Source organism: Streptomyces sp. SL06, from assembly GCF_058244745.1.
On record NZ_JBSYOT010000002.1, the window covers coordinates 2,878,955 to 2,905,644 of the forward strand.

Here is a 26,690-nt window from a genome sequence, read left to right on the forward strand (position 1 = left end):
TCCGTGAAACCCGTGTGCCGGGGAAGTTTCCGGTCTGAAACGATGGGGTCATGAGCGCTGCAACCCCTCCCACCGAGCGCCGGGTCTCCGCCCGAGTCGGCGCGATTTCCGAGTCCGCGACCCTCGCCGTGGACGCCAAGGCGAAGGCCCTCAAGGCCGCCGGACGTCCGGTGATCGGCTTCGGCGCCGGTGAGCCCGACTTCCCGACGCCGGACTACATCGTCGAGGCCGCCGTCGAGGCGTGCAAGAACCCCAAGTTCCACCGCTACACGCCGGCCGGCGGGCTGCCCGAGCTGAAGGCCGCGATCGCCGCGAAGACGCTGCGCGACTCGGGCTACGAGGTCGACCCCTCGCAGATCCTGGTCACCAACGGCGGCAAGCAGGCCATCTACGAGGCGTTCGCCGCGATCCTCGACCCGGGTGACGAGGTCATCGTCCCGGCGCCGTACTGGACGACGTATCCGGAGTCGATCCGGCTGGCCGGCGGTGTCCCCGTCGAGGTCGTCGCCGACGAGACCAGCGGTTACCGGGTGAGCGTGGAGCAGTTGGAGGCCGCGCGCACCGAGAAGACGAAGGTCGTCCTCTTCGTGTCCCCGTCGAACCCGACGGGGGCCGTGTACGGGGAGGCCGAGACCGAGGCGATCGGCCGGTGGGCCGTCGAGCACGGCCTGTGGGTGCTGACCGACGAGATCTACGAGCACCTCGTCTACGGCGACGCCGTGTCCGTGTCCATGCCGGCGCTGCTGCCCGAGCTGCGGGACAAGTGCATCGTGGTCAACGGCGTCGCGAAGACGTACGCGATGACCGGCTGGCGGGTCGGGTGGGTCGTCGGCCCGAAGGACGTCGTCAAGGCCGCGACGAACCTCCAGTCGCACGCCACGTCCAACGTGTCCAACGTGTCCCAGGCGGCGGCGCTGGCCGCGGTCTCCGGTGACCTGGAGGCGGTGGCGAGGATGCGGGAGGCCTTCGACCGGCGCCGTCGGACCATCGTGCGGATGCTCAACGAGATCGACGGTGTGGTGTGCCCGGAGCCGGAGGGCGCGTTCTACGTCTACCCGTCGGTGAAGGCGCTGCTCGGCAAGGAGATCCGCGGCAAGCGTCCGCGGGACACGGTCGAGCTGGCCGCGCTCATCCTGGAGGAGGTCGAGGTCGCGGTGGTGCCGGGGGAGGCGTTCGGCACACCGGGGTACCTGCGGCTGTCGTACGCGCTCGGGGACGAGGACCTCGTCGAGGGCGTGAGCCGGATCCAGAAACTGCTGGCGGAGGCGCGGGACTGAGCGCCCTTCACCGTCCTGGCAGGGCACCCCTCGGCGTCGAGGGGTGCCCTGTTTGTTTGTGCGAGCAAGACCACGAACGGGGAAAGTGCTGTCGGGTCGGGCGTGCCGTACGGCAGGATCGCGGAATGGAGCGTGTACGTGATGTCTCTGAACTGCCGAAGGCCCATCTGCATCTGCACTTCACCGGGTCGATGCGGCCCGCGACCCTGCTGGAGCTGGCCGACAAGCACGGCGTGCGTCTGCCCGAGACGCTGACCGAGGCGCTGGGCCACGGGGAGTCGCCCAAGTTGCGGGCGACGGACGAGCGGGGCTGGTTCCGTTTCCAGCGGTTGTACGACGCGGCGCGGTCGTGCCTCCAGGAACCGGAGGACATCCAGCGGCTGGTGCGGGAGGCCGCGGAGGAGGATCTGCGGGACGGGTCGGGGTGGCTGGAGATCCAGGTGGATCCAACGTCGTACGCCCCTCGGCTGGGCGGGCTGATTCCGGCGCTGGAGATCATCCTGGACGCGGTGGAGACGACCGTGCGCGACACCGGGATCGGGATGCGGGTGCTGGTCGCCGCGAACCGGATGAAGCATCCGCTGGACGCGCGGACGCTGGCGCGGCTCGCGGTGCGGTACGCGGACCGGGGGGTGGTGGGGTTCGGGCTGTCCAACGACGAGCGGCGGGGTATGGCCCGGGACTTCGACCGGGCGTTCGCGATCGCGCGGGACGGAGGGCTGTTGTCCGCGCCGCACGGGGGTGAGCTGACCGGGCCGGCGTCGGTGCGGGACTGTCTGGACGACCTGGAGGCCGACCGGCTCGGGCACGGGGTGCGGGCGGCGGAGGATCCGCGGCTGCTGAAGCGGCTGGCGGACCGGCAGGTGACGTGCGAGGTGTGCCCGGCGTCGAATGTCGCCCTCGGTGTGTACGAGAAGCCGGAGGACGTGCCGCTGCGGACGCTGTTCGAGGCGGGGGTGCCGATGGCGCTGGGCGCGGACGATCCGCTGCTGTTCGGGTCGCGGCTGGCGGCCCAGTACGAGTTCGCGCGGGAGCACCATGGGTTCACGGACGCGGAGTTGGCGGAACTGGCGCGGCAGTCGGTGCGGGGGTCGGCGGCGCCCTCGGATGTGAAGGCGAAGCTGCTGGCGGGGGTGGATGACTGGCTGGCCCTGTGATGCCTGCGGCGGCCTGGGCGGGTTCGGTGGGGGTGCGGGTAGCGCGTTCGGTTCGGTGGGGGGCGGGGGCGTGCCGGGGGGTGTCCGTGCTCGGAACGGCGCGGAATCGGTCACTTGCAGGGGCGCGGACGCCAACCACTGCGGGCGCCCCCCAGCTGCGGGCAGTCGTGCCTCCCCCAGTGCCTGAACGCCCTGGGAGGTACCCCCAGGGCGGCACGGGTGGGCGCAGCGGCACCCAGGGGCGCCGGGCTGCGCAACGCCCCCCGGCCCGCACCCACGCCGGGTGCCTCCGCGACGCCGGGCCAGGAACCCGAACCCACCCCCGCCCGCCGGAGGCTAGAGGCTGGTGCCGACCGTCACCGGCTCGTTGACCAGCGTGACGCCGAACGCCTCGCGGACTCCGGCGACGACCTCGCGGGCCAGGGCGAGGAGATCCTCCGTGGTCGCCCCGCCCCGGTTGGTGAGGGCGAGGGTGTGCTTGGTGGAGATGCGGGCGGGACCGGTGCCATAGCCCTTGGTGAAGCCGGCCTTGTCGATCAGCCACGCCGCGGAGGTCTTGATACGTCCCTCCCCCGCCGGGAAGGCGGGCGGCTCCGTGCCGGCGCCCAGGCGTTCGTCCACGCGCGCGCGAAAGGCCGCGAACTCCTCGTCCGTGAGGATCGGGTTGGTGAAGAACGACCCGGCCGACCAGGTGTCGTGGTCCTCGGGATCCAGGACCATCCCCTTGCCCGCGCGCAGCTTCAGCACGGTGCCCCGCGCGTCGGTCAGCGGGACCCGCTCGCCCGCCTCGACACCGAGGGCGCGGGCCGTCTCGGCGTAGCGCAGGGGGGCGGAGAGGCCGCCGGCGTCCTCCAGCTCGAAGCGGACCCGCAGGACGACATACCGCTCGGGCTCCGCCTTGAAGCGGCTGTGGCGGTAGGAGAAGGCGCAGTCGGCGTTGGAGAGGGTGACCGTGCGGCCGTTCCTGCGGTCGTACGCCGTCACCTCGGTGATCGTGGAGGCGACCTCCTGGCCGTACGCCCCGACATTCTGGATGGGGGTGGCGCCGGCCGAGCCGGGGATGCCGGCCAGGCACTCGACGCCGGCCAGTCCGGCCCCGACGGTGCGGGCGACGGCGTCGGTCCACACCTCGCCGGCCGCGAGCTCCAGCGTCGTGCCGTCGAGCCGGAAGCCGCGCGTGGCGATGTGCACGGCGGTGCCGTCGAAGCCCTTGTCGCCGATGACCAGGTTGGAGCCACCGCCGATGAGCAGCAGCGGTGCGCCCGCGTCGTCGGCCTCGCGGACGGCGGCGATCACTTCGGCGTCGGTGGTGGCCGTGATCAGCCGGGCCGCCGGTCCTCCCAGGCGGAAGGTGGTCAGCGGGGCGAGGGGAGCATCGTGGAGTTCCTGCACGCGCCCAAGACTACGAGACGGCACTGACAGCCCCGGGCAGCGGGAAACGCCCCGGCCGGTCGGCGGGGCGTTTCCCGTTCCTCACGTCAGGCGCCGGCGTACCTCGGCCCAGCTCACGGGGAGTTCGTCGCTCGACGCCGGCCAGGAGGCGAACTTCGAGTGCCGCATCTGCGCGGCCAGCCCCCGGGAGGTCGGCGCGTGGGTGCCGGAGCGGGCGAAGTCCTTGAGGGCCTCGGGCGACTCCCAGGCGGACACTGTCCAGAAGATCCGCTTGAGGGGCTGCGCCTTCAGGGAGGCGCCGTACGCCCCGGGCGCGCTCCTGACCTGCCACCACACGCCCGGCGTGCGCGCGAGGAACTTCAGCGCTCCCCACAGGGTGCGGGTCTCGAAGCGGGAGGCGAAGACGTGAACCTCGGTGGCCTGCGGAGGCTGGTTCGGCACGGTCCAGGGAAGGGTGGGCATGGCGGGCTCCTTCGGGGCTCGTCCGTTGTGCGGTCAGTGGGCGGTCGTCTGTGCGGCCGGGACGAGGGCCGGCTCCGCCTCCGGGGTGTCCGTCGGTGTCCGGCCGTTTTGGCGGCGGGACGGGATCGACAGGACCGCGACGCCGCCGAGGGCGACCACCATGGCGCCCACCACGACCGCGGGCCGCAGCCCGTCGACGAAGGACTGCGCGGACGTGTAACCGCCCTGGGCCGCGAAGATCGAGGACATGACGGCGATGCCGAGCGCGCCGCCCAGCTCGCGCAGCGCGTTGTTGGCACCGGAGGCGATGCCCTGTTCCTTCGCCGCGACGCTGGACATCACCAGTGCGGAGGCGGGAGCGAAGTACAGGGCCATGCCGATCCCGCTGAGGATGAGACCGGGCAGCTGGATCGCGTACGAGGCGTCGGCCGTGACCACGAGGGCGAGGAAGCCGAGGCCGGCCGCCTGGAGGAAGAGTCCGGTCGCGACGACCGGGCGTCCTCCGATCCGGTCGGAGAGGATGCCGGCGATCGGCGCGACCAGCATCGGCATGCCGGTCCAGGGCAGCATGCGCAGGCCCGCCTCGGTGGGCGAGTAGCCGAGTACGCCCTGCATGTACTGGCTGAGCAGGAAGATCGAGCCGAACATGCCCAGGAACATCAGCAGGCTCGCCGCGTTGATGCCGGCGAAGGCGCGGGAGCGGAACAGCCGCATGGGGAGCATGGGGTTCCTGGCGCGGGTGCTGTAGAGAATGAAGCCGGCGAACAGCGCGGCGCCGGCGAACAGGGCCGTCAGTACCACCGTGCCGGTCCAGCCGTCGACGGGCCCGCGGACCAGGCCGTACACGATGCCGAAGAGTCCGCTGCTGGCGAGCAGTGTGCCGGGGATGTCCAGTGGGGCGCCGGTGCCGTGCGACTCGGCGAGGCGGAGGCGGGCGAGGGGCAGCAGGGCCAGCCCCAGTGGGACGTTCAGCCAGAAGATCCACTGCCAGGAGATGTGCTCGGTGAGGCTGCCGCCGACCAGGGGCCCGGAGGCCACGGCGAGCCCGTTGACGGCGCCCCAGATGCCGTACGCCATCCCGCGGCGTTCGGCGGGCACGGCGGCCGTCAGCAGGGTGAGCGTCAGCGGCATCATGATCGCGGCGCCGACGCCCTGGACCGCGCGGGCGGCGATGAGCGAGTCGATGCCGGGCGCCATGGCCGCGGCGGCGGAGGCGGCGGTGAAGACGGTGATGCCGACGAGGAAGAGCTTGCGGCGGCCGAAGCGGTCACCCAGGGCCGCGCCGAACATCAGGAGGACGGCGAAGGTGAGCGTGTAGGCGCTCACGGTCCATTCCAGGTCGTGCAGCGCGCCGCCCAGGTCCTCCCGTATGGAGGGCAGGGCGGTGGTGACGACGAGGTTGTCCAGGGCCGCCATGAAACCGGCGACGCCGGTGATGACAAGGGCCCAGCCGACTCCCCCGCCGCGTGTGCTCTGACGTGCGCTGTGCTGTGACATCTCTCTCCCAGAGGGTGGCCGCTGCTTGTGTTGTGTGGGGTGCGTCGTGGTGGTTGCGCCCAGGTTGATTAGTAATTGATTACTAACTTTTTCGGGCGCACGGAAGCGCGTACGGCCGCCGCCCTGCGGTGCTAGGAGCCGCCCGGCACCGTGACGTGGACACCGGCCCAGATCCGGTGCTCCGCCGGAAAGCCCATGCCGGCCAGGGTGTTGATGAGCATGCCGTACGCCATGAAGTTGGTCGCCTCGTCGACGTCGCCGCCGAGAGGCAGGCGCACGGCGTCCCAGAGTTCCAGCCAGCCCTTGCGCACCATCTCGCCGAACTCGTGGTCCCCGCTCGCCTCGGCCGCCGCGACCGTGACGTACACCTGCAACTGCATCTGGAGCTTCTCGGGCTGCTCGGTGATCAGCCGTGTGTAGGCCTCGGCCATGGCTTGCAGGGCGTCTTCGCCGTGCAGGCCCTCGGACGCCGTCTCGAATACGCGACGGGTGTCCTGGAGGCAGCGCTCGGCCACCGCGAGGAAGATCGCCCTCTTGCTCGCGAAGAGCCGGAAGAGGTACGGCTGGGAGACCCCCACCCGCTTGGCGATGGCCTCCGTGGACGTGCCGTAGTAGCCGCCCCGGGCGAACTCGCTCATTGCGGCGCGGATGACGCTCTCGCGCCGCTCCTCTGCGCTCATCCTGACCATGCGAGAAAGTTAGTACTCAATCACTAACTACGTCAAGGCGTCCCCCGCGCGGCGGCGGAAAAGAGGAGCGGTAAGGGGCGTTCTCCATGGAGAACGCCCCTTACCGATGCCCTGCTCGGGGTCCGTCAGGCGAGTCGTACGACCGCTCGGGACATGCCGAGGACCTTCTGGCCGGCGCTGGTGGCCGTGAGGTCGACGCGGACGGTGTTGCCGTCGAGCTTGGCCCCCACCTTGCCGCTGACCTCGATCACGGCGCCCTGGTCGTCGTTCGGGACGACGACGGGCCTGGTGAAGCGGACGCCGTACTCCACGACGGCGCCCGGATCGCCCGTCCAGTCGGTGACCACGCGGATCGCCTCGGCCATGGTGAACATGCCGTGCGCGATCACGCCCGGCAGGCCGACCTCCTTGGCGAACTTCTCGTTCCAGTGGATCGGGTTGAAGTCGCCGGAGGCGCCCGCGTACCGCACGAGCGTGGCGCGGCTCACGGGAAAGCTCTGCGCGGGCAGCTCGGTGCCGACCTCGACGTCGCTGTACGTGACCTTCATGGGGTGCTCACGCCTCCTCGGCCGCGCGGGCCACGAGCTTGGTCCAGGCGGTCACGACGTGCTCGCCGGCCTCGTCGTGGACCTCGCCCCGGACGTCCAGGATGTCGTTGCCTGCCATCGACTTGATCGCCTCGATGGTCGAGGTGACCGTCAGCCGGTCACCGGCCCGCACCGGACGGACGTACGCGAACTTCTGGTCGCCGTGCACCACCCGGCTGTAGTCCAGGCCGAGCTGCGGGTCCTCGACGACCTGACCGGCCGCCTTGAACGTGATCGAGAACACGAAGGTCGGCGGGGCGATCACATCCGGATGGCCGAGCGCCTTGGCGGCCTCCACGTCGGTGTAAGCCGGGTTGGCGTCCCCCACCGCCTCCGCGAACTCGCGGATCTTCTCCCGGCCCACCTCGTAGGGCGCGGTCGGCGGATAGGTCCGCCCCACGAACGACTGGTCGAGCGCCATGGCTCGCAACCTCCTGCTGTTCTCCGCGACGGTGATGCCGACTGGGGCACCGCTGATCAAACGACACGAGGCCGCCCCCAAGCCTCGGGGACGGCCTCGTGTACGAGCCTGTTTCTATCGCGTTTCGCGGTGCGCGGTGTGCGCGTTGCAACGCGGGCAGTGCTTCTTCATCTCCAGTCGGTCCGGGTTGTTACGCCGGTTCTTCTTGGTGATGTAGTTCCGCTCCTTGCACTCCACGCAGGCCAGCGTGATCTTCGGGCGGACGTCGGTGGCAGCCACGTGAAGTGCTCCTTGACGAACGGATTGATGGTATTAACGCAGGAAAGAGTAGCCGATTGAAGGACCGACCCCGCAATCGGCTACTGTAAGTAGCGGTGACCGGACTTGAACCGGTGACACAGCGATTATGAGCCGCTTGCTCTACCGACTGAGCTACACCGCTGTGATGCGATCGGACCCGCCTCGCGACGGGAACCTCTCACACCAGAGCCCCAAAACGGAATCGAACCGTTGACCTTCTCCTTACCATGGAGACGCTCTGCCGACTGAGCTATTGGGGCGAGCGATGAAGACATTACACGGTCGCCCGCCGTTCGCCCAAATCCGTTTCGCCGTCCCTGCCCCGACCCGTCCCGGCCCCGCGGAGCGCCCCGCGCGCACGCCTGCGACAGGTCCCCCGCGCGGTCTACCACACCGGTACGACTATTGCGCTCCTCCGCGTTCCGGGCTGATCACGGTCCTAGGCTCGACTCACTCTGCGTGATCTTGCTCCCCCACTGCGCAGCCCCGAGCCCAGCAGCCCCGAGCCCAGAGGAGCGCGATGCCCGAAAGCCAGCCGCAGCCGCCCCACTCGCCCTCCCCCTCGGGCCGCGGCTCCCTCCTGCTCTCCGGAGCGCGGCTCACCGACGGCCGGACCGTGGACGTACTGCTGTGCGGCGGGCGCATCGAGGCGGTCGGCACGGCCGGCAGCCTGGCGACGACGCCCGCGTCGGGCCCCGGCACCCGAGTGGACCTCGACGGATACCTGCTCCTGCCCGCCCCCGCCGATCCCCATGTCCACGGCGACACGGCACTCACGGCCGACGCGCCCGGACCCGTCTCCCACGACCCCGAGGACATCCGGCGCCGGGTCACGGAGGCCGCCCTGCTCCAGCTCGGACACGGGGCGACCGCGCTGCGGGCCCACGTGCGCGTGGGTGACGTTCCGGGGCTGGGCGCGCTGACCGCCGTACTGCGGGCGCGGCGCTCGCTGCGCGGGCTGGCCGGGCTGACCGCCGTGGCGATGCCGCGGGTGCTGACCGGAGTGGCCGGGGCGGACGGGCTGGCGATGCTGCGGGACGCGGTCAAGATGGGTGCCGACGTGGTGGGCGGGTGTCCGGACCTGGACCCGGATCCGACGGGGTACGTGGAGGCGGTCCTGGAGGTCGCCGCCGAGCACGGCTGCCCGGTCGACCTGCACACGGACGCCGCCGATCCGGCGCGGCTTGCCCGGCTGGCGGCGATGGCGGGCGGGCTGCGCCCCGGCGTGACCCTCGGTCCCTGCGAGGGCCTGGGCCGGCTGCCCGCCGAGGCCGCCTCCCGGGCCGCCGACCGGCTCGCGGCGGCCGGGGTGACGGTGGTCTGCCTGCCGCAGGGCGCGTGCGGCGCCGTGGACCACCCGGACGGCATGGCTCCGGTACGGCTGCTGCGGGCGGCCGGGGTACGGGTCGCCGCCGGGAGCGGTGCGCTGCGCGACGTGTCCAACCCGGTCGGCCGCGGTGACCCCCTGGAGGCGGCGTACCTGCTGGCCTCGCGCCACGGGCTGCGCCCCGAGGACGCCTACGACGCGGTGAGCACGGCGGCACGGGCGGCCCTCGGCCTGCCCGAGGTGCGGCTGGAGGCGGGCTTCCCGGCCGAACTCCTCGCGGTGCGCGGGGACCGGCTGGCGGGCGCGCTGTCCCTGGCGTACAGCCGGATCGTCGTGCACCGGGGGCGCGTGGTGTCCCGCACGAGCGCGGTACGGGAGTACGGCGACTCCACGCCCTCGGCGCCGGACCTCGGACTGCCCCGACAGGGACGGACCGACGGGGCGCGGCGCAGGGGCGGGGGGAGGCCGGGGGGACGGGGGGAGACGGGGTGAGGGGGCTTGGGGGGATAGTCCCGGGAAGGCCCTGGGGCTGAGGCCTGGGGAGAGGTCCCGGTCGGAACGCGGCCGGCGGGGCGGGCTGTGCTGTGCTGTCGCGAGAAGTGCGGACGGCTCCGGAGCCGCGACGTGCGATGTGCGGTGTGCGGTGTGCGGTCGAAGTCGTGCGGCGGGGGCGGGCGTCGGGGCGTACGGTCGAAGACATGCGCATTGTCATCGCTGGTGGTCATGGTCAGATCGCGCTGCGGCTGGAGCGGTTGCTCGCCGCGCGCGGTGACGAGGTGGCGGGCATCATCCGCAAGGCCGAGCAGGCCGACGACCTGCGGGCGGCCGGCGCCGAACCGGTCGTGCTCGACCTGGAGTCGGCCTCGCTGGAGGAGGTCACGAAGCGGCTGCGGGGCGTGGACGCGGCGGTCTTCGCGGCGGGGGCGGGCCCCGGGAGCGGGACGGCACGCAAGGACACGGTGGACAGGGCGGCGGCGGTCCTGTTCGCGAACGCGGCGGTCCGGGCGGGCGTGCGGCGCTTCGTGGTCGTGTCCGCGATGGGCGCCGACCCCGGGCACGAGGGGGACGAGGTCTTCGACATCTACCTGCGTGCGAAGGGCGAGGCGGACGCGTACGTGCGTTCGCTGGACGAGCTGGACTGGACGATCCTGCGTCCCGGTGCTCTGACGGACGACGCGGGCACCGGCCTCGTACGCCTGGAGGCGCACACGGGCCGCGGTCGGGTCCCGCGCGACGACGTGGCCGCCGTACTGGCGGAACTGGTCGACACCCCGGCCACCAAGGGGCTGACGCTGGAGCTGATCGGCGGTTCGGCGCCCGTGTCGGTGGCGGTGAAGTCGGTGGCCGGGAACTGAGGGCGGGGCGTCAGAACAGGGGCAGTTGCCCGGGGAAGTGCGGGACGACGTACCCGTCCAAGGACGGCTGCACGGCGCCGAGTTGCGCCGACCGGCGCGACCCCGGACAGGAGACCAGCTCGCCGTTCCCCCGCGCCCCGGGCGGATCGTGACGCGCGTACCGCCCGGCGACGACGGCAATCTCACGACGGCACGCGGGGCAGGTTCTACGACGGGAGGACAAGGCCATACCCCCAGTCTGCCCGCGCCCCACAGACCCCGCGCGGCCCTTTCCCCCACGAGACCTGACGAAGTGACCTCACGACCTGCTGTTACGCAGGCTACGAGACCCTTTATTCCTGTGTGGCGACGCCAGAATCCGAACCTGGGAAGGTTGAGCCGACAGTTTTACAGCGGGCTCACTGCACCTCCTAAGACCTGCGTTTTTCCTCCACTGCCAACACCTCGGGGGACGCCTGGGGGACGGGTAGGCGCACTGCCTCACTCCTCAACAGTTCCGCTCACGGCTCCGGTACAGCCAAAGTCTGTTCGCCGCCATTCCACTTCACGCGAATGGAGTACGGTACTGGAGCCCCCCACGCGCCGATCAGTAGGAACTCCACCGCTTCTTGCGGCGGTACAACTGCGTCCTCCGGCAGAGCACGCGTCAATCCACGGGGGTACTCACCGACGTCGACATGCACGCCGGTGGCGACGACCGATCCGGTGTTGCGCAGAACGTAGGCCTGCCCCTTCCTATGACGTAGCTGCCACTCCGCCGCGCCTTCTCCTGCACCAGTTCCGGGCGGAGGCGGCTCACCACTGGCTTGACGAGACTGCTCCAATGCCCTGACAAGCTCACTCAGGGTCTGCTCCATCGCGTATGCACGGCGCTCCTGCGCCTCAGCTTGCCTGGTGGCGATCTGTGAGGCTTCAGCCTGCGCCTCATCCCGCACAGATTGCTCGTGTCGCTGCCGAGCCTCGCGTTTTGTCTGTTGCCAGTACTGGGCTGCCGTGAGGAGGATGGCCAGCAACGCCACTGCGGAACTGGCCCACGTGGCGGCATCCCCCGTCTCTATAGCCATAGTTGCCATGCCGTGGACTTTAAGCCAATAAGCAGCACCACACGTTGAGCTTTGAACATCAGCAGCAACGTTCCCGAAGCGGACTCCGCTCACCCGTTCCCACCTGCGGATTCCGGCGAAACCGGTGCCACTGGTGGACGCCCAGGAGAGGGCGAGTGCGGCTTGTTAGCGCGACATGCCTACGTCTCAGATAGCGGAGCCCCCCAAGCGCGCTCGGTAAGCTCTCCCCACACCCCTGGCGCAATGGTCCGGGGATCGACAGCCTCTGAGGGCGCCGACTGTCGGTACGTCCCGCTTGGCTGCTCAGACCGGTCGTGCTCCCTGACCCAAAACACTCGGCGGACGAACTGGCCCGGCACGTCTCCGCTCGGCGCATCGGCCCGCAGTACCGCGTACCCCACTCGCCGCCCGGTGCCGTGCCACGACACCGGGCGCCGGCGAGTCGACGCGGAGAGTTCAATGGACTGCCGCACGTAGTCGAATCTCTCGATGTCCTCTGTCCACACGATGCCGTCCTCGTACTCCAGGGCTGTCGTGTTCGCCTGCATCGGTCCCCTCCTAGTAGACGCTGAGGAAAACGGTAGGGCCGCCCAGACATGGCAGAACATCTAGTTCTGGCCCATCTACACCGGCACATCGATCCCCATCGACGACTGGCGGGCGCGGATGTGGCTCGATACGTGGGTCTAGCTGGACAAACACACCACGAGGGCGCGGCGGTCTGCCGCGCCCTCGTGGTGGTTCTCGGTCGTTGGTGGCCGTCGTTGGTCCCCCTCGTACGGCCCAGTGACGGCCCAAATGGAGGGCGCAGCAGATTCACAGTCCACCTTGGATCACCTCACGGATCGATCGCTGACCTGGTGAAATAATCAACGGTCACGGCGCCCCCTAAGGGTTGTCCCGTAACCGCTGGCCACGGGTGAGATGATCTTGTCGTGTCTGGTGTGATCACGGCGTCGGAGCCCTCCTGGATAGCCCCGTTCACCGGGCTGAGCTCGCGTCAGTTCGGCAAGCTGATCACAGCCCTGCGCCGGGAGGGTGCAGACCCGGTGTGCATGGGCCGACCCTGGAGCCTGCCGCTGGAGGACCGGGTCCTGCTGGTCGCCGCGTACTGGCGAACGAACCTCACCATGCGCCAACTGGCTCCGCTGTTCGGGGTGTCGAAGTCGGCTGCGGACCGCATCATCGACCACCTGGGCCCGGCGCTCGCGCTCCAGCAGCGCAAGCGGTTCCGCAAGGACACCGTGCTCATCGTGGACGGCACCCTGGTCCCCACCCGCGACCACCAGGTTGCCGAGCAGTCGAAGAACTACCGGTACTCCACCAACCACCAGGTCGTCATCGACGCCGACACCCGGCTCGTCGTCGCCGTCGGCCGGCCACTGCCCGGCAACCGCAACGACTGCAAGGCATGGGAGATCTCGGGCGCGAAAGCCGCCGTCGGCCGCACCACCGTCATCGCCGACGGCGGCTACCGCGGCACCGGCCTGGTCATCCCACACCGCCGCCAACCCGGCCAGGCAAACCTCCCGGCCTGGAAGGAGGAACACAACGCCTCCCACCGAAAAGTCCGCGCCCGAGTCGAGCACGCCTTCGCCCGCATGAAGACCTGGAAGATCCTCCGCGACTGCCGCCTGAAAGGCGACGGCGTCCACCACGCCATGCTCGGCATCGCCCGCCTACACAACCTGATCGTCGCTGGGTGACGGGCAAACGGCCAGGTCATCGGCCCGTCCGAGATCATTTACGGGACAACCCTTAGAGCTGTCCACGTGGTCGTCCACGATGGGGAGCCCCTTGAACAGATCAGGCTTCGACAGCGCCAAGCAACCTGTCCGCCCTCCGCGCCCCTACTCCATGCCCTCGCGCTCGCCCTTTCGCGTCATCACTGCACTGCGCAAGCGATAGCATCACCACTCAAGCTCGAATCGCGAGGGGGGCTTCGTGGTGGCAAGCCGCATCAGGACGGTTTCATTCTGGGAGATCGTGCGGGCGAAAGATGATCACAACCCACGAATGGAGCAAGTGCCCTGGCAACACGCGCTGGAGGACTTGTCCTCCAAGCCGTGGGGGCAACGACTGTTCATTACGCCGGATGGCGATCAATTCATTGGCGAGGCCAAGTTTTACTCAGACACTTTGCACTTGCTCGTTGGTCGCATCGGATCTGGAGATCTACACGCAGTCGACTTCGACCACGGACACATCGAAGACCTGCGCCTCGACGGCAATAAGGGCTTCATTGACCTAACGACGATTTACTTCCTCGATTACGGCAATATCATCGGAATTATGGGTGGCAGCCAAGCGGCGCCTCGCTCCTCAGCGATCCAGTACTGGCTGAACGCCAGTGGAATGCTGACTGAAGAGATCACTGTTTGGCCAGTCATCAGCCAGGATGTATGGACAAAGCTACAGCAGGCCAGCGCGGTTCATAACTTCGAGTTCACCTTCAGGCCCAATCCTTCCTTTGTGCCACCGCACAACACCTCCCTATTCGGATTTAAGCAAACTAGCGAACGCTACTCGGACCATCGCATCACCCTCAAGTTCGAGGTCCCCAAACGCGGACCCGCAACCTCTCGTGCCAGGGGGCAAAGAAGATTGCAGGAGGATGCGATGCAGTTCATGCGGGACATCGGCTACATGATTGGGCCGAACGGCCTGGAACGAGCCCGTGCGCAGGTGACCTCACCAACAGGAGATGGCTTCACCAAGGATGAGGCTCTGGACTTCCTCAAGCACCGAGTGACGGCGAAGAAGCGCGTAGAGATGCGGAGCGGCGAAGATAGGCGCCCACGCTATACAGCGGCAGTCGACGCCATCCATGAGGCCGCTAGGGAACACGTCAACGACCTGAAGGCCGCTGTCAGTGGCTAGGACTACAGTGGCAGGCCTCAGCCTAGGGGGGTAGCCACATGTCAGCCTTTGGCGTCTTCATACAGCGTATCCGCAACCTGTGGGGCGAACGTCCAGTAGCCGACTGGATCACAGCCTTGACGCTAGTCGGCGGCCACCTCCTCTATTGTCGGCTAGCCGGAGTCGATCCGCTATTCACTCCCATCTCAGGGGATCGCCGTAAGGACATCTACACCACACTAGCTTCAGCCTCAGCCTTGATCGGAGGATTCGGCACAGCGGCCATTAGCCAGTATGCAACGGCTAACGGTAGGCGAATGCTTGAAATGCGCCGCCGCTTCGGCACCAGCCTCCGCCGGAACTGGTCAAGCATCCTTTCCGCGATGCTAATCGTGACGGCCGCATGCCTGATTGCCCTAATAGTGGACACCGAAAAAAAGCCTGGCGACATTGGCTGGATGATCGAGCTTTCCCTTGCTTTGGCCGCGCTCCGCGCAGTGCGCCTACTTTGGCTTTTTGGCATGCTAATCGATGTGGCCGACCAGGATGTTACAGAGCCTCGCCGGTCTCCTGCAGTAGCTGTTTCGCGACCGACTACTCCAAGCACTGGTTCCACAAATACGCGCGGAGCACGCTGATGCTCTGAGCCGCTCCAGACACAGACGCGCCGTTGAGGTGCACCGCTCGAGCGATAGCCTGGTACGCACCACGTCAGAACGGAGAGTGCTCCGCGGATGGGACCGAAGACGACAAAGGTCTACGAGACGCTTCGCACGCGACTCGCGTCAGGCGAGTATGCCCCCGGCGACAAGCTCCCCTAAGAACGCACGCTCGTGGAAGAACTCGGCATCGGTCGGACGGCTCTACGGCAGGTGCTCGCTCGTCTCGTCTCCGAAGGACAGTTGGAGGTACGAGGATGTAGCTCGTACAGGGTGCCAGGCGCGGTGAGCGTTCAGCGTCCGGAAGGGCTGGAACCCTGGCGCATCCACGGCGAGCGCGGCGTGTACGACAACCGATTGGTCAGGCTCCACCTGTGGGACGTAGAGCCCCCCCCCTTGAGTTCTAGTGGTCGTTGCAACACCCCAGCTCAGGGGATGCAATGGACTTCGAGATCCGGGAGAACCGGAGGCCCGGAGGCGGGCGAAGGATGACCCGCGAGCGGGCCGCATACTTCCAGCTCATGGAGCAGGGGTACAGCACGCGGGAAGCCGCCCGGATAGTCGGTATCAACCTGCGCACCGGCAAGCGGTGGCGCAACGGCTGGCACTCACCGCCAGGCGGCCGGAAGGCAGTTCCTCCGATCTACCCGGTCCCGGGGCAGGTCCAGGCAGCGGGCTCGGAGGAACTGCCTCCCGCGCCGTCGCGGTATCTCCAGGAGCGCGACCGCATCCACATCGCCGACCGGCTGCGCGAGAAGGCGTCCGTCCGGCAGATCGCCGCCGAGCTGGGCCGCAGCCCCTCCACCATCAGCCGCGAGATACGCCGCAACCGGCGGCCCATGCCCAAGGGCGGCTTCACCTACCAGCCCTTCCACGCCCACCGCCGGGCCGAATGTCGCCGCCCCCGGCCCAAGGTGGGCAAGATCGGCCAGAACCCCGAACTGCGCGACTTCATCCAGGAACATCTGGCGATGCGCTGGAGCCCCGAGCAGATCTGCCACGCTCTGCGGGCACGCTTCCCCGACCGGCCGGAGACGCACGTGACCCACGAGACGATACACCAGGCGCTCTACGTCCAAGGCCGCGGAGAGCTCCGCCGGGAACTGACCCGCTCGCTACGGACCGGCCGCGCCATGCGCCGCCCGCACCGCCACGCCTACAAGCGCCAGCCGGGCCCCATCAAGAACATGGTCATGATCAGCCAGCGGCCCGCCGAGGCGGCCGACCGAGCCGTCCCGGGCCACTGGGAGGGCGACCTGATCATCGGCAAGAACGGCAAGTCGGCGATCGGCACCCTGGTCGAACGCTCCACCCGCTACCTGATGCTCGTCCACCTGCCCACCGGTCACAGCTCCATGGCCACCCGCAACGCGCTCGCAGCGAGCATCGAGTCCCTCCCGCGCCACCTCTGGCGGTCCCTGACCTGGGATCAGGGCTCCGAGATGACCGCGCACCGGTCCTTCAGCGTCGCCACGGGCATCCCGGTCTTCTTCTGCGATCCGGCCAGTCCCTGGCAGCGCGGCTCCAACGAGAACACGAACGGGCTGCTGCGGCAGTACTTCCCCAAGGGCACCGATCTGGCCGCACACACCGCCCAGGACCTCGCGGCCGTCGCCGCCGAACTGAACAGCCGGCCACGCAAAACGCTCGGCTGGGAAACCCCAGCCGAGCGTCTCGCTAGGCTCCTGGCCACAGCCAGTTGATCACTGTGTTGCAACGACCCCTGGAATTCGCCCCCCCCCGGGGGTGGAGCGGTTCGAACACCACGTCGTGAGGCTTCACCACGTGGCTATTACCGCCGTCATCGACGATCAGGACCGCGTTCCGATGATGTGGCGGTACCGCTTCGTCCCGAAGCAATTCGGCTGGGAACTTCCCGGCGGCATCGTCGACGAGGGAGAGGACCCGGCGGACACGGCGCTGCGGGAAACCGTCGAGGAGACGGGATGGCGGCCCAAGTCGCTGGAACACGTCGTGAGCTAGCAGCCCATGGTCGGCATGGTCGACTCGCCACACGCAGGTGCGTGCCGGAGTCGTCGTACTCGGCTCGCGGTGTCAGGTCGGCGTGTGCAGGCCACCGCGAGCGTCAAGGAGGGTCGGGGCCATCACCCCTCCCACCTCCTCAAGTCCCTGCCCGGCGCCCCGTACGCCCTGCCAACGGGCCAGATACGCGCCGTTCAGGAAGATGCTCGGCATGTCCGGGTCCCGGCCCTCGGGGCCCCGCGGGATGACGGCCATGACCGGTTTCAGCGCACGCCGACAATCGTCCGGCATTCCTGCGTGCGCGCACCAGGTCGACGGCGAACGACGGTCTCCCCGCCTCGCAAAGCGCGTACGCGTCTGTTCATCCACGGCGTGAGCCAGGTACATCGGCTCTTCGGCGTCCCGCCCCGCGCACTCGGCGAGTTCGTAGTGCCGCCACGCTCACTCAACCGCCCCCGAGTCGATTACCTGCCACGTCGCGCGAAGTCGAGGGCCGAGAGGTGGCCGGTCGTCCGGGGTGCGCAGTAGTTCGGTCTGGTCGTTGAACGCCTTCACGATGGGAGCACATCGCTCACAGGGCACGGTGCCCGGCAGTCAGCCCGGAAGACCCCCAGCACGCCGGGCTCGGTTCCGGCGTGGATGCGATGGAGTCCGCCCGTCGCGCCGGCCACAGCGTCGCCGTGCCGCGCAAGGTGTACGCCAACAAGAAACCCCCTCTGATCAACGAAACTCGCTGATCAGAGGGGGTTCCCCTCAGCGTGGCGGCGCCAGGATTCGAACCTGGGAAGGCTGAGCCGGCAGATTTACAGTCTGCTCCCTTTGGCCGCTCGGGCACACCGCCGGGGTTCGCTGCCTGTCGAACCGCTTTTCGGCGGTGCTCCGTGGCAACGACGTAAACGATACCCGATGGGGAGGGGTGCTTCGCCACCCGATTGATCGCCGCCGGAGGGGTGGCGGGTGGCTAGGCTTGGGCGGATGCGGCCGAGGAGCCCCGCCGGGCCCGGCGGCCGTCGATGTATGCCGGTACGGAGCCGATACGCGGCCCGACACGCACCCAGATACAAGGAGCCACAGGACATGGCCGACTCCAGTTTCGACATCGTCTCGAAGGTCGAGCGGCAGGAGGTCGACAACGCCCTCAACCAGGCCGCCAAGGAGATCTCGCAGCGCTACGACTTCAAGGGCGTGGGCGCCTCGATCTCGTGGTCCGGGGACAAGATCCTCATGGAGGCCAACTCCGAGGACCGGGTGAGCGCTGTCCTCAACGTCTTCCAGTCCAAGCTGATCAAGCGCGGCATCTCGCTGAAGGCTCTGGACGCGGGCGAGCCCCAGCTCTCCGGCAAGGAGTACAAGATCTTCGCGTCGATCCAGGAGGGCATCTCCCAGGACAACGCGAAGAAGGTGGCCAAGCTCATCCGCGACGAGGGTCCCAAGGGCGTGAAGGCCCAGGTGCAGGGTGAGGAGCTGCGGGTCTCCTCGAAGAGCCGGGACGATCTGCAGAGCGTGATCACCCTGCTGAAGGGCCAGGACTTCGACTTCGCGCTGCAGTTCGTGAACTACCGGTGACATGAGCCACCGACGCGGAGGGCGGGCACCCGGCGGTGCCCGCCCTCCGCGTTCGCCGCGCTTGTGTTCAGTTGCGCGAGTTGCCGAACAGGAGCCGGTAGGCGACCAGGAGCACCAGGGAACCGCCGATCGCCGCCGCCCAGGTGGTGCCGTCGTAGAAGTCCTTGCTGACGGGGTGGTCCAGCCAGCGGGCCGAGATCCAGCCGCCGATGAACGCGCCCGCGATGCCGATGAGGGTCGTGCCGATGAGCCCTCCCGGGTCGCGGCCCGGCAGCAGGAATTTGGCGATGGCTCCGGCCAACAGTCCGAGGATGATCCAGCTGACGACGGTCATGCCGTTAACCTGCCCTTTCTCCCTGTGCCTGCGGTGTTCGTGTCTCTGGGTGAGGAGACGCCCCGACCGCACCCGGTGGTTGCGCCGATCGGTACGGAGCCGCTCACGGCCGCGGTCCCCGACACGGGCGGCCGCGCTACCAGCCAGTCTGCCGAGTGGGGCCGGCGGCCGTGAACGGCTGGTCCGTGCGCACGATCTCGCGGCCCAGCGGGAGCAGGGAGACGGGGATCAGCTTGAAGTTGGCGATGCCGAGCGGAATGCCGATGATCGTGACGCACAGCGCGATCCCGGTGACGATGTGACCGAGGGCCAGCCACCAGCCCGCCAGGAGCAGCCACAGCACATTGCCGACGCAGGAGGCCGCGCCCGCGTCCGGGCGCTCGACCGCCGTGTACCCGAAGGGCCACAGGGCGTAGACCCTGATGCGGAAGGCCGCGATGCCGAGGGGAATCGTCTCCGAACGTTCCCGATCGCGCTACAAGGGCTCTGCGGTTCCGTCTGGACGCGTGACCTGCTGATACTGATGGAGGCAGGTAGTACCGACGGACGACCGAGAGGTAGCGACCATGAAGGTGTTCAACCTGCTACTCAATGTGCTGTGGCTCGTCTTCTGTGGCATCTGGATGGCGATCGGCTATCTGATCGCCGCCCTGATCTGCTTCATCTTGATCGTCACCATCCCGTTCGGCATTGCGTCGCTGCGCATCGCTGGATTCGTCCTCTGGCCGTTCGGCCGGACCACCGTGGACCGGCCTGGCGCCGGCGCAGGGTCGTTCGTTGGCAACGTGATCTGGGTGATCTTTGCGGGCTGGTGGCTCGCACTGGGCCACCTGCTCACAAGCATCCCGCTGTTCCTGTCGATCATCGGGATCCCCTTCGGGTGGGCTAACCTCAAGCTCATTCCTATCTCGCTAATGCCGCTGGGGCGGGAGGTTGTGGCCACAGACCAAGCTTTCGGCGGTCGCTGAAATCGCGCAGTCCCGGCGGAGTCGATGATCCCATCCAATCCCTTTGAACCCATCGAGCGCGCTTACGCTTTAATGTGTGAGCGCGCCTTACTCCACCACCTACGCCGCACTACGCGCCGAACGCGCCCACCACCTCGGCCACACCGAAACCCCCGGCACGATCACAGACGCGCACTGGCGCTATATCGGCTCCGGACACACCCCAGGCGCCGCCCTCATCGCCGCCGGAATCGCTGAAGATCTTGTTACTGCCCGCGAATTGAAGCGAGAGTTCGCCGCCCGCGAGTGGGGGTTCAGTGCCTGACACCTGTTGTCATTTGGACGCCTGACAAGAGGCTGTCACCGGCTGAACGTGCGCTACTGCTGCAAATCCTCTTCGGCCCTAGGAGACACAGCCGTTGGAATACCACTTTGGCTGACAAACCAGCAGATTCGGCGGATGATAGAGGGGTTGATGCAGACGCCCCGGCAGCGGCTGCAACCGCCCCGGGGCTGGCCGACTGACTAGGAGTCGACGTGTCCCATGTAAGCACAGCCCTGCCCTCCCCCGCTGCCCCCGGTTCTCGCCCTGCAAGTGCATTACGAGCCGTCGATTACCTGCGGGTCTCCACCGAGGAACAGAAGAAGGGCTACGGAGTAGCCAGGCAGAGCCGGAAGACCACACGTCACATTGCACACAAGCAGTGGCACCACATCGGAACATACAAGGATGAAGGGGTCTCCGGCTCCCTGGAGGCGGCTGACCGGGGCGATCTCAAACGCCTGATGGAAGACGCCCAGAAGAACCCCCGCCCCTTCGACATCGTCGTGGTCCCTGACGGCCGTGTGATCGGGCGGAAGGGGCGTGCTTTCTGGCGCTGGGTATGGGCCTTGGAGGACCTCGGTGTCTACGTCGCCGTGGTCGCCGACGACTACGACAACACGACATCCGACGGCCGTAAGAAGATGCGCCGGGACGCCGACTACGCCGAGACCGAATGGGAGACGATCCGCGATCGCACCCAGGGCGGCTTGCAAGAAAAGGCCGAGCTGATCCCGGCCGCGCACATCGGCGGACGACCGCCCTACGGATACCGCATCGCCAACAAAGACACGCCCGGTTCGTACCTGATGGTTGACGAGGCTGAGGCAAACATCATTCGGTACGTCTACGAACTCGTGGTCGGCGAGGGACTCAACCTGCGCAAGACCACCATTCGTCTCAACGCGGAAGGGATCACAGCCCGGTCAGGCCGGGCCTGGACCCGCGACAATTTGCGTGACCGAATCATGTCGTCCCCTGTCCTCGACGGTGCCCTTCTGTTCCGCGGGAAGCACGCGAAGACTGATGAAAACGGCACCCCTGTGTGGGGCGACTCCGTAGAGATTGTACTGCCACGGATCCTTACTCCTGAGGAATCCGCAGAACTCCGACGTAAGGTCGCCGAGACGGCCAAGCACAGTAGCGGCCAGCGTGAGTTCTACCCGCTGTCTGGTCGGATCGTCAGCCTCTGCCGGAAGACATACACAGGCATCAGCCGTGCAGCCGAACGGGAGGGTGCACGCTACTACCGGTGCGCGGGCAACGCTCCGAAAGACCTGAGCGCGAAGTCCTGCGGCTGTTCCTATATCGATGCTGACGCGCTCGAAGGTCACGTCTGGCAGAAGGTCATGGAGATCGCTAGCGACAGCAGGAAGCTTCAGGAGCCGGCTGCCGAGTGGATCGGGACGGCCGACGGCGACAAGTCCGCGCTGGCGGATCGCATCGCCAACCTTGACCAGCAAATCGAGGGCATGAACGCATCGATCACGGCCGTCATCGTCGCGACAGCCAAGCAGAGCGCGTCCGCAGAAGCCATCGAGGCCGCTACCGCAGCGCTCAACGAGGAACTTCAGCAGCTCACGAACCTACGCAGCGAAGCAGCCGAATGGCTGATGGAGATCGAGGAGTCGGACCAGTACGCCCAGGACCTTCGAGCGCTCGCCAGCATGGCGCGGAAGTCGTTCCCCGACATGGAGCCACAGCAGCAGGCGGCGATTCTGTCCCTGCTGGAGCTGAAGGTCAGGGTTACTGGCCCGGTGCCTGATGGGCGGCGTGGTGGAGTCCCCTGCACCGTACGCGCCTGGTACGCCTCCGCCGGCCTCGACGTACCTGCGGCGTCGCTGTCTGACGACGACTGGGCCAAGGTTGCACCGCTCTTGCCCAAGGGGCGCACGGGCACCGTTCGGCGCTCTGTGGACGCGATCTTCTACAAAGCGCGCACAGGAAAGTCCTGGCCTGCTGTGATCAAGGAAACCGGCTGCACCATCCAAGCATCGAAGCACTTCAATGCGTGGACCGCCGATGGCACCTGGGAGCGTGTGAATGCCTCCTTGGCGCACGTCGCGCGAGTCCCCCTGCCGGAGCCTGAACTACTGCCTCCGATGATCATCGAAGGGCGCGTCGACCCGAGCGCGATGCTGCACCCAGAAGGACGATACCGAACGGGATGCCGATGATCGTGATGCAGAGCAGTATGCCCGCGAAGAGGTAGCCGAGGAACAGCCAGAAGCCGCTGAGCACGAGCCATACGAGGTTGAGGATGGTCTTCACTGCTGACGACCTGCCATCTTTTCGAGTCGGGCGATGCGTTCCGCCATCGGCGGGTGGGTGGAGAACATCTTCGAGAGTCCCTGCCCGGGACGGAAGGGGTTCGCGATCATCATGTGGCTGGCGGTCTCGATCCGGGGCTCCGGGGGCAGCGGAAGCTGCTTCGTGCCGTACTCCAGTTTGCGCAGGGCGTCGGCGAGGGCGAGCGGGTCGCCGGTGAGCTGCGCGCCGGAGGCGTCGGCCTCGTACTCCCTGGAGCGGCTGATCGCGAGTTGGATGACGGAGGCGGCGAGCGGACCGAGAAGCATGATGAGGAGCATGCCCAGCAGACCGGGTCCGTCATCGTCGTTGGACCGCCCGATGGGGATCAGCCAGGCGAAGTTGACCAGGAACATGATCACGGAGGCGAGAGCGCCCGCGACGGACGAGATCAGGATGTCGCGGTTGTAGACATGGCTCAGTTCGTGTCCGATGACGCCGCGCAGCTCGCGCTCGTCGAGCAGCCGCATGATGCCCTCGGTGCAGCACACGGCCGCGTTGCGCGGATTGCGGCCGGTCGCGAAGGCGTTGGGTGCCTCGGTCGGTGAGATGTAGAGGCGCGGCATGGGCTGGCGGGCCTGGGTGGAAAGCTCGCGGACCATGCGGTACAGCGCCGGGGCCTCGAACTCGCTGACCGGGCGGGCCCGCATCGCGCGCAGGGCGAGCTTGTCGCTGTTCCAGTACGCGTACGCGTTGGTGCCGAGGGCGACGAGGACGGCGACGACGAGTCCCGCTCGGCCGAAGAAGCTGCCGATGACGATGATGAGCGCGGACAGTCCCCCGAGGAGGACTGCGGTCCTGAGCCCGTTGTGCCGGCGGTGCACGGTACGCCCTCCAAGTGGTGCAGCAGGGGAACCCTTTGCTTGCTGGTCTCGCTCGCTGTGGTTGCTTCCCGGACTCCGGTGCCACCGGTGCCGTGGCATCACGTCCAGTGGACCCTTCCGTACTGGTCAACGCCAGGCGGGGGCCGCCAGTTCCCCGGTGCTCGGGCCGGCCCGGGTGGTCCGGACGGGTGACGGCCGCGGCGTGCGGCACACGCGCGTGGAGGCCGGGTGGCGCACGCGCGCGTGCCGCCGCGGTCGGGCTCAGAAGAGTCCGGTGTCGGCGAAGCGCAGGATCAGCTGGGGCGCTCCCGAGAGGGCGACGGCGAGGACCGCGGTCACGCCGATCGCGGCCGTGAGGGGGGCGGGGACGCGGTGCCGGACGGTCTCGCCCTCGGGTGCCCGGAACAGCAGGGCCGTCCATTGGAGGTAGTAGAACAGCGCGATGACGACGTTGACCGCCATGACGACGGCCAGCCAGCCCAGTCCGGCGTCGACGGCCGCGGAGAAGACGGTGACCTTGGCGAAGAGGCCGATGACGCCGGGTGGCAGTCCGGCGAGGCAGAGCAGGAAGAACGCCAGGAGCAGGGCTGTCATCGGGTGGGAGGCGTACAGGCCGCGGTAGTCGGCGACGCGGTTCAGGAGCCTCGTACGGCCCACGAGCGCGGCCACGGCGAAGGCGCCGAGGTTCACCGCGCCGTACATGAGGGCGTAGGCGACGGTGGCGCCGACGGAGCGTTCCGGGTCGTCGGAGTACGCGGCGGCGGCGATCGGCACCAGGAGGTAGCCAGCCTGTCCGACGGACGACCAGGCGAGCAGGCGTACCGCGCTGTACGCGCGCGTGGGCTGCTGGCGCAGGGCGCCGACGTTGCCGACGGTCATGGTGAGGGCGGCCAGGGCGGCGAGGGCCGGGCCCCAGACGTGGGCGTAGGACGGGAGGGCGACGACCGTGACGAGGATCAGGCCGGAGAAGCCGACGGCCTTGCCCACCACGGACAGGTAGGCCGCGATCGGCAGGGGGGCGCCGACGTAGGTGTCGGGCACCCAGAGGTGGAAGGGTACGGCCGCCGTCTTGAAGGCGAAGCCGACGAGGGTGAGTACGACGCCGGTCTGGGCGAGCGTGGTGAGCTGCCCGTCGACGTGCTGGATGCGGTCGGCCACCTGGGTGAGGTGGAGGGTGCCGGTGGAGGCGTACACGAAGCTGACGCCCATGAGGCTGACCGCGGTCGCGGTGACCGAGGACAGGAAGAACTTCAGGGCCGCCTCGGAGGACCGGCGGTCGCCCCGGCGCAGGCCGACGAGGGCGAAGGCGGGCAGGGAGGCGACCTCCAGGGCAACGACGAGGGTCGCGAGGTCGCGGGCGGCGGGCAGGAGCGCGGCACCGGCCGCGGAGGAGAGCAGCAGGAACCAGTACTCGCCCTCGGGCAGTCCGCGGTCGGCGTCCTTCACGGCGGTGACCGACAGCAGGGCGGTCAGCAGGGCGCCGCCGAGGACCAGGAACTGGAGGGCGAGGGCGAAGGTGTCCGCGGTGTAGCTGCACACGCCGGGCTCGCCGGTGAGGCAGAACGTCGAGCGGTCGCCGTCGACCAGGGGCAGCAGTGTGAGCGCGGCGACGGCGAGTCCGGCGATCGAGACCCAGCCGAGCAGCGGCTTGCGGGCGTCGTTGACGAACAGGTCGGCGACGAGGACGACGAGTGCGACGAGCGCCGTGACGGTGGGCGGCGCGATGGCGAGCCAGTCGACGGACTGGACGAGGTTCTGGGCCAGGGGCTGGGCCGTGAAGCTCATCGGGTGCCTCCAGACAGGAGCTGCTGCACGGCCGGGTCGGTCAGTCCGAGGAGGGCCTTGGGCCACAGCCCGGCGACGACGGTCAGGACGACGAGCGGGGTCCAGGCGGCGAACTCGTACGTGCGTACGTCGGCGAGCCCCGGGGCTTCCCGGGGTACGGCGCCCATGCAGACACGGCGGACCACGATCAGCATGTACGCGGCGGTCAGCAGGGTGCCGAAGGCGGCGACGGTCATGAAGGTGAGGAAGGCGGGGCGGCTGAGGCCGTCGTGGGGGTCGAAGGCGCCGAACAGGGCCAGCATCTCGCCCCAGAACCCGGCCAGGCCCGGCAGGCCGAGCGAGGCGACCGCCGCGAAGGCCAGCAGGCCGCCCAGGCGCGGTGCCCTGCCGTACAGGGCGGCTCCGGTCTCCTCGGCGAGGGTGTCGAGGTCGGTGCTGCCGGTGCGGTCCTTGAGGGCGCCGACCAGGAAGAAGAGCAGGCCGGTGATGAGGCCGTGGGCGATGTTGGCGAACAGGGCGCCGTTCACGCCGGTCGGGGTCATGGTCGCGATGCCGAGCAGGACGAAGCCCATGTGGCCGACGGAGGAGTAGGCGATGAGGCGCTTGAGGTCGCCCTTCGCGCCCCGTCCGGCGAGGGCCAGGCAGGCCAGGGAGCCGTAGATGACGCCGACCACGGCGAACGCGGCGAGGTAGGGCGCGAAGGTGTGGAAGCCGTCCGGCGCGGCCGGCAGGAGGATCCGGACGAACCCGTACGTGCCCATCTTGAGCAGGACCCCGGCCAGCAGGACCGAGCCGACCGTCGGAGCGGCGGTGTGGGCGTCGGGCAGCCAGCTGTGCAGCGGCCACATCGGGGTCTTCACCGCGAGCCCGAGTCCGATCGCCAGAACGGCGATGACCTGCACGGATGTGGTCAGTGACCGGCCGTTGTCAGTGGCGAGTGCCACCATGTCGAATGTGCCCGCCGTGATTCCGATCAGGAGCAGGCCGAGCAGCATGACGACGGATCCGAGGAGCGTGAAGAGGATGAACTTCCAGGCGGCACCGGCCCGTCCCTCGCCGCCCCAGCGGGCGATGAGGAAGTACATCGGGATGAGGACCGTCTCGAAGGCGAGGAAGAACAGGATCAGATCGAGGGCGGCGAAGGTCGCGAGGGTGCCGGACTCCAGGACGAGCAGCAGGGCGACGAGGGCCTTCGGGCTGGGGCCCGCGGGCGGCTTGAAGTACGTGTAGAGCGCGCAGAGGAAGGTCAGCAGCGCGCTCAGGACCAGCAGGGGGAGGGAGATGCCGTCGATGCCGAGGTGGATGCGCACGTCGAGCGCGGGGATCCAGCTGATGTCGGTGCTGGCCTGCATCTTCGACGGATGGTCGTGGTCGAAGCCGAGCACGAGGGCGATCGCGGCGGCGAGGACGGCGCCGGTCACGGTGATCCCGTGGCGGAGCACGGCCTGCTCGGGCGACTTTCCCTTCAGTCCCGGCGGGGCGGGCAGGAGGGCGGCGACGGCGCCCAGGAGCGGGCCGACGACGACGAACGCGAGAAGGAACCGCATCACGGACTCGTTGATATCGATCACGCCTG

At 68.5% G+C, this 26,690-nt stretch carries 27 protein-coding genes, 3 tRNA genes and 3 pseudogenes; 13 read left to right on the plus strand and 20 right to left on the minus strand.

The features are described 5' to 3' along the window. Nucleotides 1-50 precede the first annotated feature (50 nt). Together AC4IHM_RS13015 and AC4IHM_RS13020 are read left to right on the plus strand one after the other, a co-directional pair. Entirely contained in the window at nt 51-1,277 is a 1,227-nt protein-coding gene (locus AC4IHM_RS13015; RefSeq protein ID WP_490867213.1) for a pyridoxal phosphate-dependent aminotransferase, read from the plus strand. Between the two features lie 125 nt (nt 1,278-1,402). Beyond that, a complete protein-coding gene (locus AC4IHM_RS13020; RefSeq protein ID WP_490867214.1) occupies nt 1,403-2,434 on the plus strand; it encodes an adenosine deaminase in 1,032 nt (343 codons plus the stop codon). A 336-nt stretch (nt 2,435-2,770) separates the two neighbouring features. On the opposite strand, the gene AC4IHM_RS13025 is transcribed toward AC4IHM_RS13020, so the two are convergent. From AC4IHM_RS13025 to AC4IHM_RS13065, 9 genes are all read right to left on the minus strand, one after another. Then, nucleotides 2,771-3,826 carry a UDP-N-acetylmuramate dehydrogenase gene (locus AC4IHM_RS13025; protein WP_490867215.1) on the minus strand — a complete coding sequence of 352 codons (1,056 nt, stop codon included), beginning with the start codon at nt 3,824-3,826 and terminating at the stop codon, nt 2,771-2,773. Nucleotides 3,827-3,907: 81 nt separating this feature from the next. Beyond that, nucleotides 3,908-4,288 (minus strand): DUF3291 domain-containing protein, encoded by a 381-nt coding sequence (locus AC4IHM_RS13030; protein WP_490867216.1) that lies wholly within the window; start codon nt 4,286-4,288, stop codon nt 3,908-3,910. A gap of 33 nt (nt 4,289-4,321) precedes the next feature. Continuing rightward, nucleotides 4,322-5,785, minus strand: a complete 1,464-nt coding sequence (locus AC4IHM_RS13035) for an MFS transporter (protein WP_490867217.1) — start codon at nt 5,783-5,785, stop codon at nt 4,322-4,324. A 131-nt stretch (nt 5,786-5,916) separates the two neighbouring features. Next, a complete protein-coding gene (locus AC4IHM_RS13040) occupies nt 5,917-6,474 on the minus strand; it encodes a TetR/AcrR family transcriptional regulator (protein WP_490867218.1) in 558 nt (185 codons plus the stop codon). A 125-nt stretch (nt 6,475-6,599) separates the two neighbouring features. Continuing rightward, nucleotides 6,600-7,022 carry a MaoC family dehydratase gene (locus AC4IHM_RS13045; RefSeq protein WP_490867219.1) on the minus strand — a complete coding sequence of 141 codons (423 nt, stop codon included), beginning with the start codon at nt 7,020-7,022 and terminating at the stop codon, nt 6,600-6,602. Nucleotides 7,023-7,029: 7 nt separating this feature from the next. Beyond that, complete coding sequence (locus tag AC4IHM_RS13050; protein WP_490867220.1) at nt 7,030-7,482, minus strand: FAS1-like dehydratase domain-containing protein; 453 nt, start codon at nt 7,480-7,482, stop codon at nt 7,030-7,032. A gap of 114 nt (nt 7,483-7,596) precedes the next feature. Then, nucleotides 7,597-7,761 (minus strand): 50S ribosomal protein L33, encoded by a 165-nt coding sequence (rpmG, locus tag AC4IHM_RS13055; protein WP_003948671.1) that lies wholly within the window; start codon nt 7,759-7,761, stop codon nt 7,597-7,599. Between the two features lie 90 nt (nt 7,762-7,851). After that, a tRNA-Met gene (locus AC4IHM_RS13060) sits at nt 7,852-7,924 on the minus strand. Between the two features lie 45 nt (nt 7,925-7,969). Next, nucleotides 7,970-8,042 (minus strand) — tRNA-Thr (locus tag AC4IHM_RS13065). A gap of 260 nt (nt 8,043-8,302) precedes the next feature. Here AC4IHM_RS13065 and AC4IHM_RS13070 point away from each other — a divergent pair. Beyond that, entirely contained in the window at nt 8,303-9,601 is a 1,299-nt protein-coding gene (locus AC4IHM_RS13070; RefSeq protein ID WP_490867221.1) for an amidohydrolase family protein, read from the plus strand. 206 nt (nt 9,602-9,807) lie between these two features. Then, complete coding sequence (locus tag AC4IHM_RS13075; RefSeq protein WP_490867222.1) at nt 9,808-10,464, plus strand: SDR family oxidoreductase; 657 nt, start codon at nt 9,808-9,810, stop codon at nt 10,462-10,464. Between the two features lie 10 nt (nt 10,465-10,474). Here AC4IHM_RS13075 and AC4IHM_RS13080 read toward each other — a convergent pair whose 3' ends face one another. The 3 genes from AC4IHM_RS13080 to AC4IHM_RS13090 form a co-directional block, all read right to left on the minus strand. Continuing rightward, complete coding sequence (locus AC4IHM_RS13080; RefSeq protein WP_490870821.1) at nt 10,475-10,687, minus strand: hypothetical protein; 213 nt, start codon at nt 10,685-10,687, stop codon at nt 10,475-10,477. 277 nt (nt 10,688-10,964) lie between these two features. Next, nucleotides 10,965-11,483 carry a hypothetical protein gene (locus AC4IHM_RS13085; protein ID WP_490867223.1) on the minus strand — a complete coding sequence of 173 codons (519 nt, stop codon included), beginning with the start codon at nt 11,481-11,483 and terminating at the stop codon, nt 10,965-10,967. Between the two features lie 224 nt (nt 11,484-11,707). Next, nucleotides 11,708-12,136 carry a DUF6009 family protein gene (locus AC4IHM_RS13090; RefSeq protein WP_490867224.1) on the minus strand — a complete coding sequence of 143 codons (429 nt, stop codon included), beginning with the start codon at nt 12,134-12,136 and terminating at the stop codon, nt 11,708-11,710. A 327-nt stretch (nt 12,137-12,463) separates the two neighbouring features. Here AC4IHM_RS13090 and AC4IHM_RS13095 point away from each other — a divergent pair, with 327 nt between their 5' ends. From AC4IHM_RS13095 to AC4IHM_RS13115, 5 genes and pseudogenes are all read left to right on the plus strand, one after another. Next, the gene (locus AC4IHM_RS13095; RefSeq protein WP_490866929.1) at nt 12,464-13,234 is read left to right on the plus strand and encodes a transposase; all 771 of its coding nucleotides are present in this window, start codon (nt 12,464-12,466) and stop codon (nt 13,232-13,234) included. A 241-nt stretch (nt 13,235-13,475) separates the two neighbouring features. Further along, on the plus strand, nt 13,476-14,408 hold the full coding sequence (locus tag AC4IHM_RS13100; protein WP_490867225.1) for a hypothetical protein: 933 nt from the start codon (nt 13,476-13,478) through the stop codon (nt 14,406-14,408). 713 nt (nt 14,409-15,121) lie between these two features. Next, nucleotides 15,122-15,439, plus strand: a pseudogene (locus AC4IHM_RS13105) (winged helix-turn-helix domain-containing protein); the annotation flags it as partial. Between the two features lie 95 nt (nt 15,440-15,534). Further along, nucleotides 15,535-16,749 carry an IS30 family transposase gene (locus AC4IHM_RS13110; RefSeq protein WP_490867226.1) on the plus strand — a complete coding sequence of 405 codons (1,215 nt, stop codon included), beginning with the start codon at nt 15,535-15,537 and terminating at the stop codon, nt 16,747-16,749. Continuing rightward, nucleotides 16,679-17,026 (plus strand): annotated as a pseudogene (locus AC4IHM_RS13115) (NUDIX hydrolase); the annotation flags it as partial. The gene AC4IHM_RS13110 and the pseudogene AC4IHM_RS13115, both read left to right, overlap by 71 nt. Nucleotides 17,027-17,101: 75 nt before the next feature. Here AC4IHM_RS13115 and AC4IHM_RS13120 read toward each other — a convergent pair. Together AC4IHM_RS13120 and AC4IHM_RS13125 are read right to left on the minus strand one after the other, a co-directional pair. After that, nucleotides 17,102-17,284, minus strand: a complete 183-nt coding sequence (locus tag AC4IHM_RS13120) for a hypothetical protein (protein ID WP_490867227.1) — start codon at nt 17,282-17,284, stop codon at nt 17,102-17,104. Between the two features lie 504 nt (nt 17,285-17,788). Next, nucleotides 17,789-17,870: transfer RNA gene (locus AC4IHM_RS13125), tRNA-Tyr, on the minus strand. Nucleotides 17,871-18,106: 236 nt separating this feature from the next. On the opposite strand from AC4IHM_RS13125, the gene AC4IHM_RS13130 reads away from it, so the two are divergent. Continuing rightward, complete coding sequence (locus tag AC4IHM_RS13130; RefSeq protein WP_490867228.1) at nt 18,107-18,595, plus strand: YajQ family cyclic di-GMP-binding protein; 489 nt, start codon at nt 18,107-18,109, stop codon at nt 18,593-18,595. A gap of 67 nt (nt 18,596-18,662) precedes the next feature. On the opposite strand, the gene AC4IHM_RS13135 is transcribed toward AC4IHM_RS13130, so the two are convergent. Both AC4IHM_RS13135 and AC4IHM_RS13140 read right to left on the minus strand, forming a co-directional pair. Next, nucleotides 18,663-18,929, minus strand: a complete 267-nt coding sequence (locus AC4IHM_RS13135; protein WP_490867229.1) for a GlsB/YeaQ/YmgE family stress response membrane protein — start codon at nt 18,927-18,929, stop codon at nt 18,663-18,665. Nucleotides 18,930-19,065: 136 nt separating this feature from the next. Next, a complete protein-coding gene (locus AC4IHM_RS13140; protein WP_490870822.1) occupies nt 19,066-19,380 on the minus strand; it encodes a YccF domain-containing protein in 315 nt (104 codons plus the stop codon). Nucleotides 19,381-19,495: 115 nt separating this feature from the next. On the opposite strand from AC4IHM_RS13140, the gene AC4IHM_RS13145 reads away from it, so the two are divergent. The 3 genes from AC4IHM_RS13145 to AC4IHM_RS13155 all read left to right on the plus strand — a co-directional run bounded on the left by AC4IHM_RS13145 (nt 19,496) and on the right by AC4IHM_RS13155 (nt 22,375). Continuing rightward, a complete protein-coding gene (locus AC4IHM_RS13145; protein WP_490867230.1) occupies nt 19,496-19,897 on the plus strand; it encodes a YccF domain-containing protein in 402 nt (133 codons plus the stop codon). Between the two features lie 76 nt (nt 19,898-19,973). Next, nucleotides 19,974-20,201, plus strand: coding sequence for a hypothetical protein (locus tag AC4IHM_RS13150; RefSeq protein WP_490867231.1), 228 nt, complete (start codon nt 19,974-19,976; stop codon nt 20,199-20,201). 212 nt (nt 20,202-20,413) lie between these two features. Continuing rightward, nucleotides 20,414-22,375 carry a recombinase family protein gene (locus AC4IHM_RS13155; RefSeq protein ID WP_490867232.1) on the plus strand — a complete coding sequence of 654 codons (1,962 nt, stop codon included), beginning with the start codon at nt 20,414-20,416 and terminating at the stop codon, nt 22,373-22,375. On the opposite strand, the pseudogene AC4IHM_RS13160 reads toward AC4IHM_RS13155, so the two are convergent. From AC4IHM_RS13160 to AC4IHM_RS13175, 4 genes and pseudogenes are all read right to left on the minus strand, one after another. Next, nucleotides 22,311-22,469 (minus strand): annotated as a pseudogene (locus AC4IHM_RS13160) (YccF domain-containing protein); the annotation flags it as partial. The gene AC4IHM_RS13155 and the pseudogene AC4IHM_RS13160 sit on opposite strands and share 65 nt — an antisense overlap. After that, on the minus strand, nt 22,466-23,329 hold the full coding sequence (htpX, locus tag AC4IHM_RS13165; RefSeq protein ID WP_490867233.1) for a zinc metalloprotease HtpX: 864 nt from the start codon (nt 23,327-23,329) through the stop codon (nt 22,466-22,468). The gene htpX and the pseudogene AC4IHM_RS13160, both read right to left, overlap by 4 nt. 261 nt (nt 23,330-23,590) lie before the next feature. Next, complete coding sequence (locus AC4IHM_RS13170) at nt 23,591-25,114, minus strand: NADH-quinone oxidoreductase subunit N (protein WP_490867234.1); 1,524 nt, start codon at nt 25,112-25,114, stop codon at nt 23,591-23,593. Then, nucleotides 25,111-26,685, minus strand: coding sequence for an NADH-quinone oxidoreductase subunit M (locus AC4IHM_RS13175; RefSeq protein ID WP_490867235.1), 1,575 nt, complete (start codon nt 26,683-26,685; stop codon nt 25,111-25,113). The genes AC4IHM_RS13170 and AC4IHM_RS13175 overlap by 4 nt, the downstream gene beginning before the upstream one ends. Nucleotides 26,686-26,690: the final 5 nt, after the last annotated feature.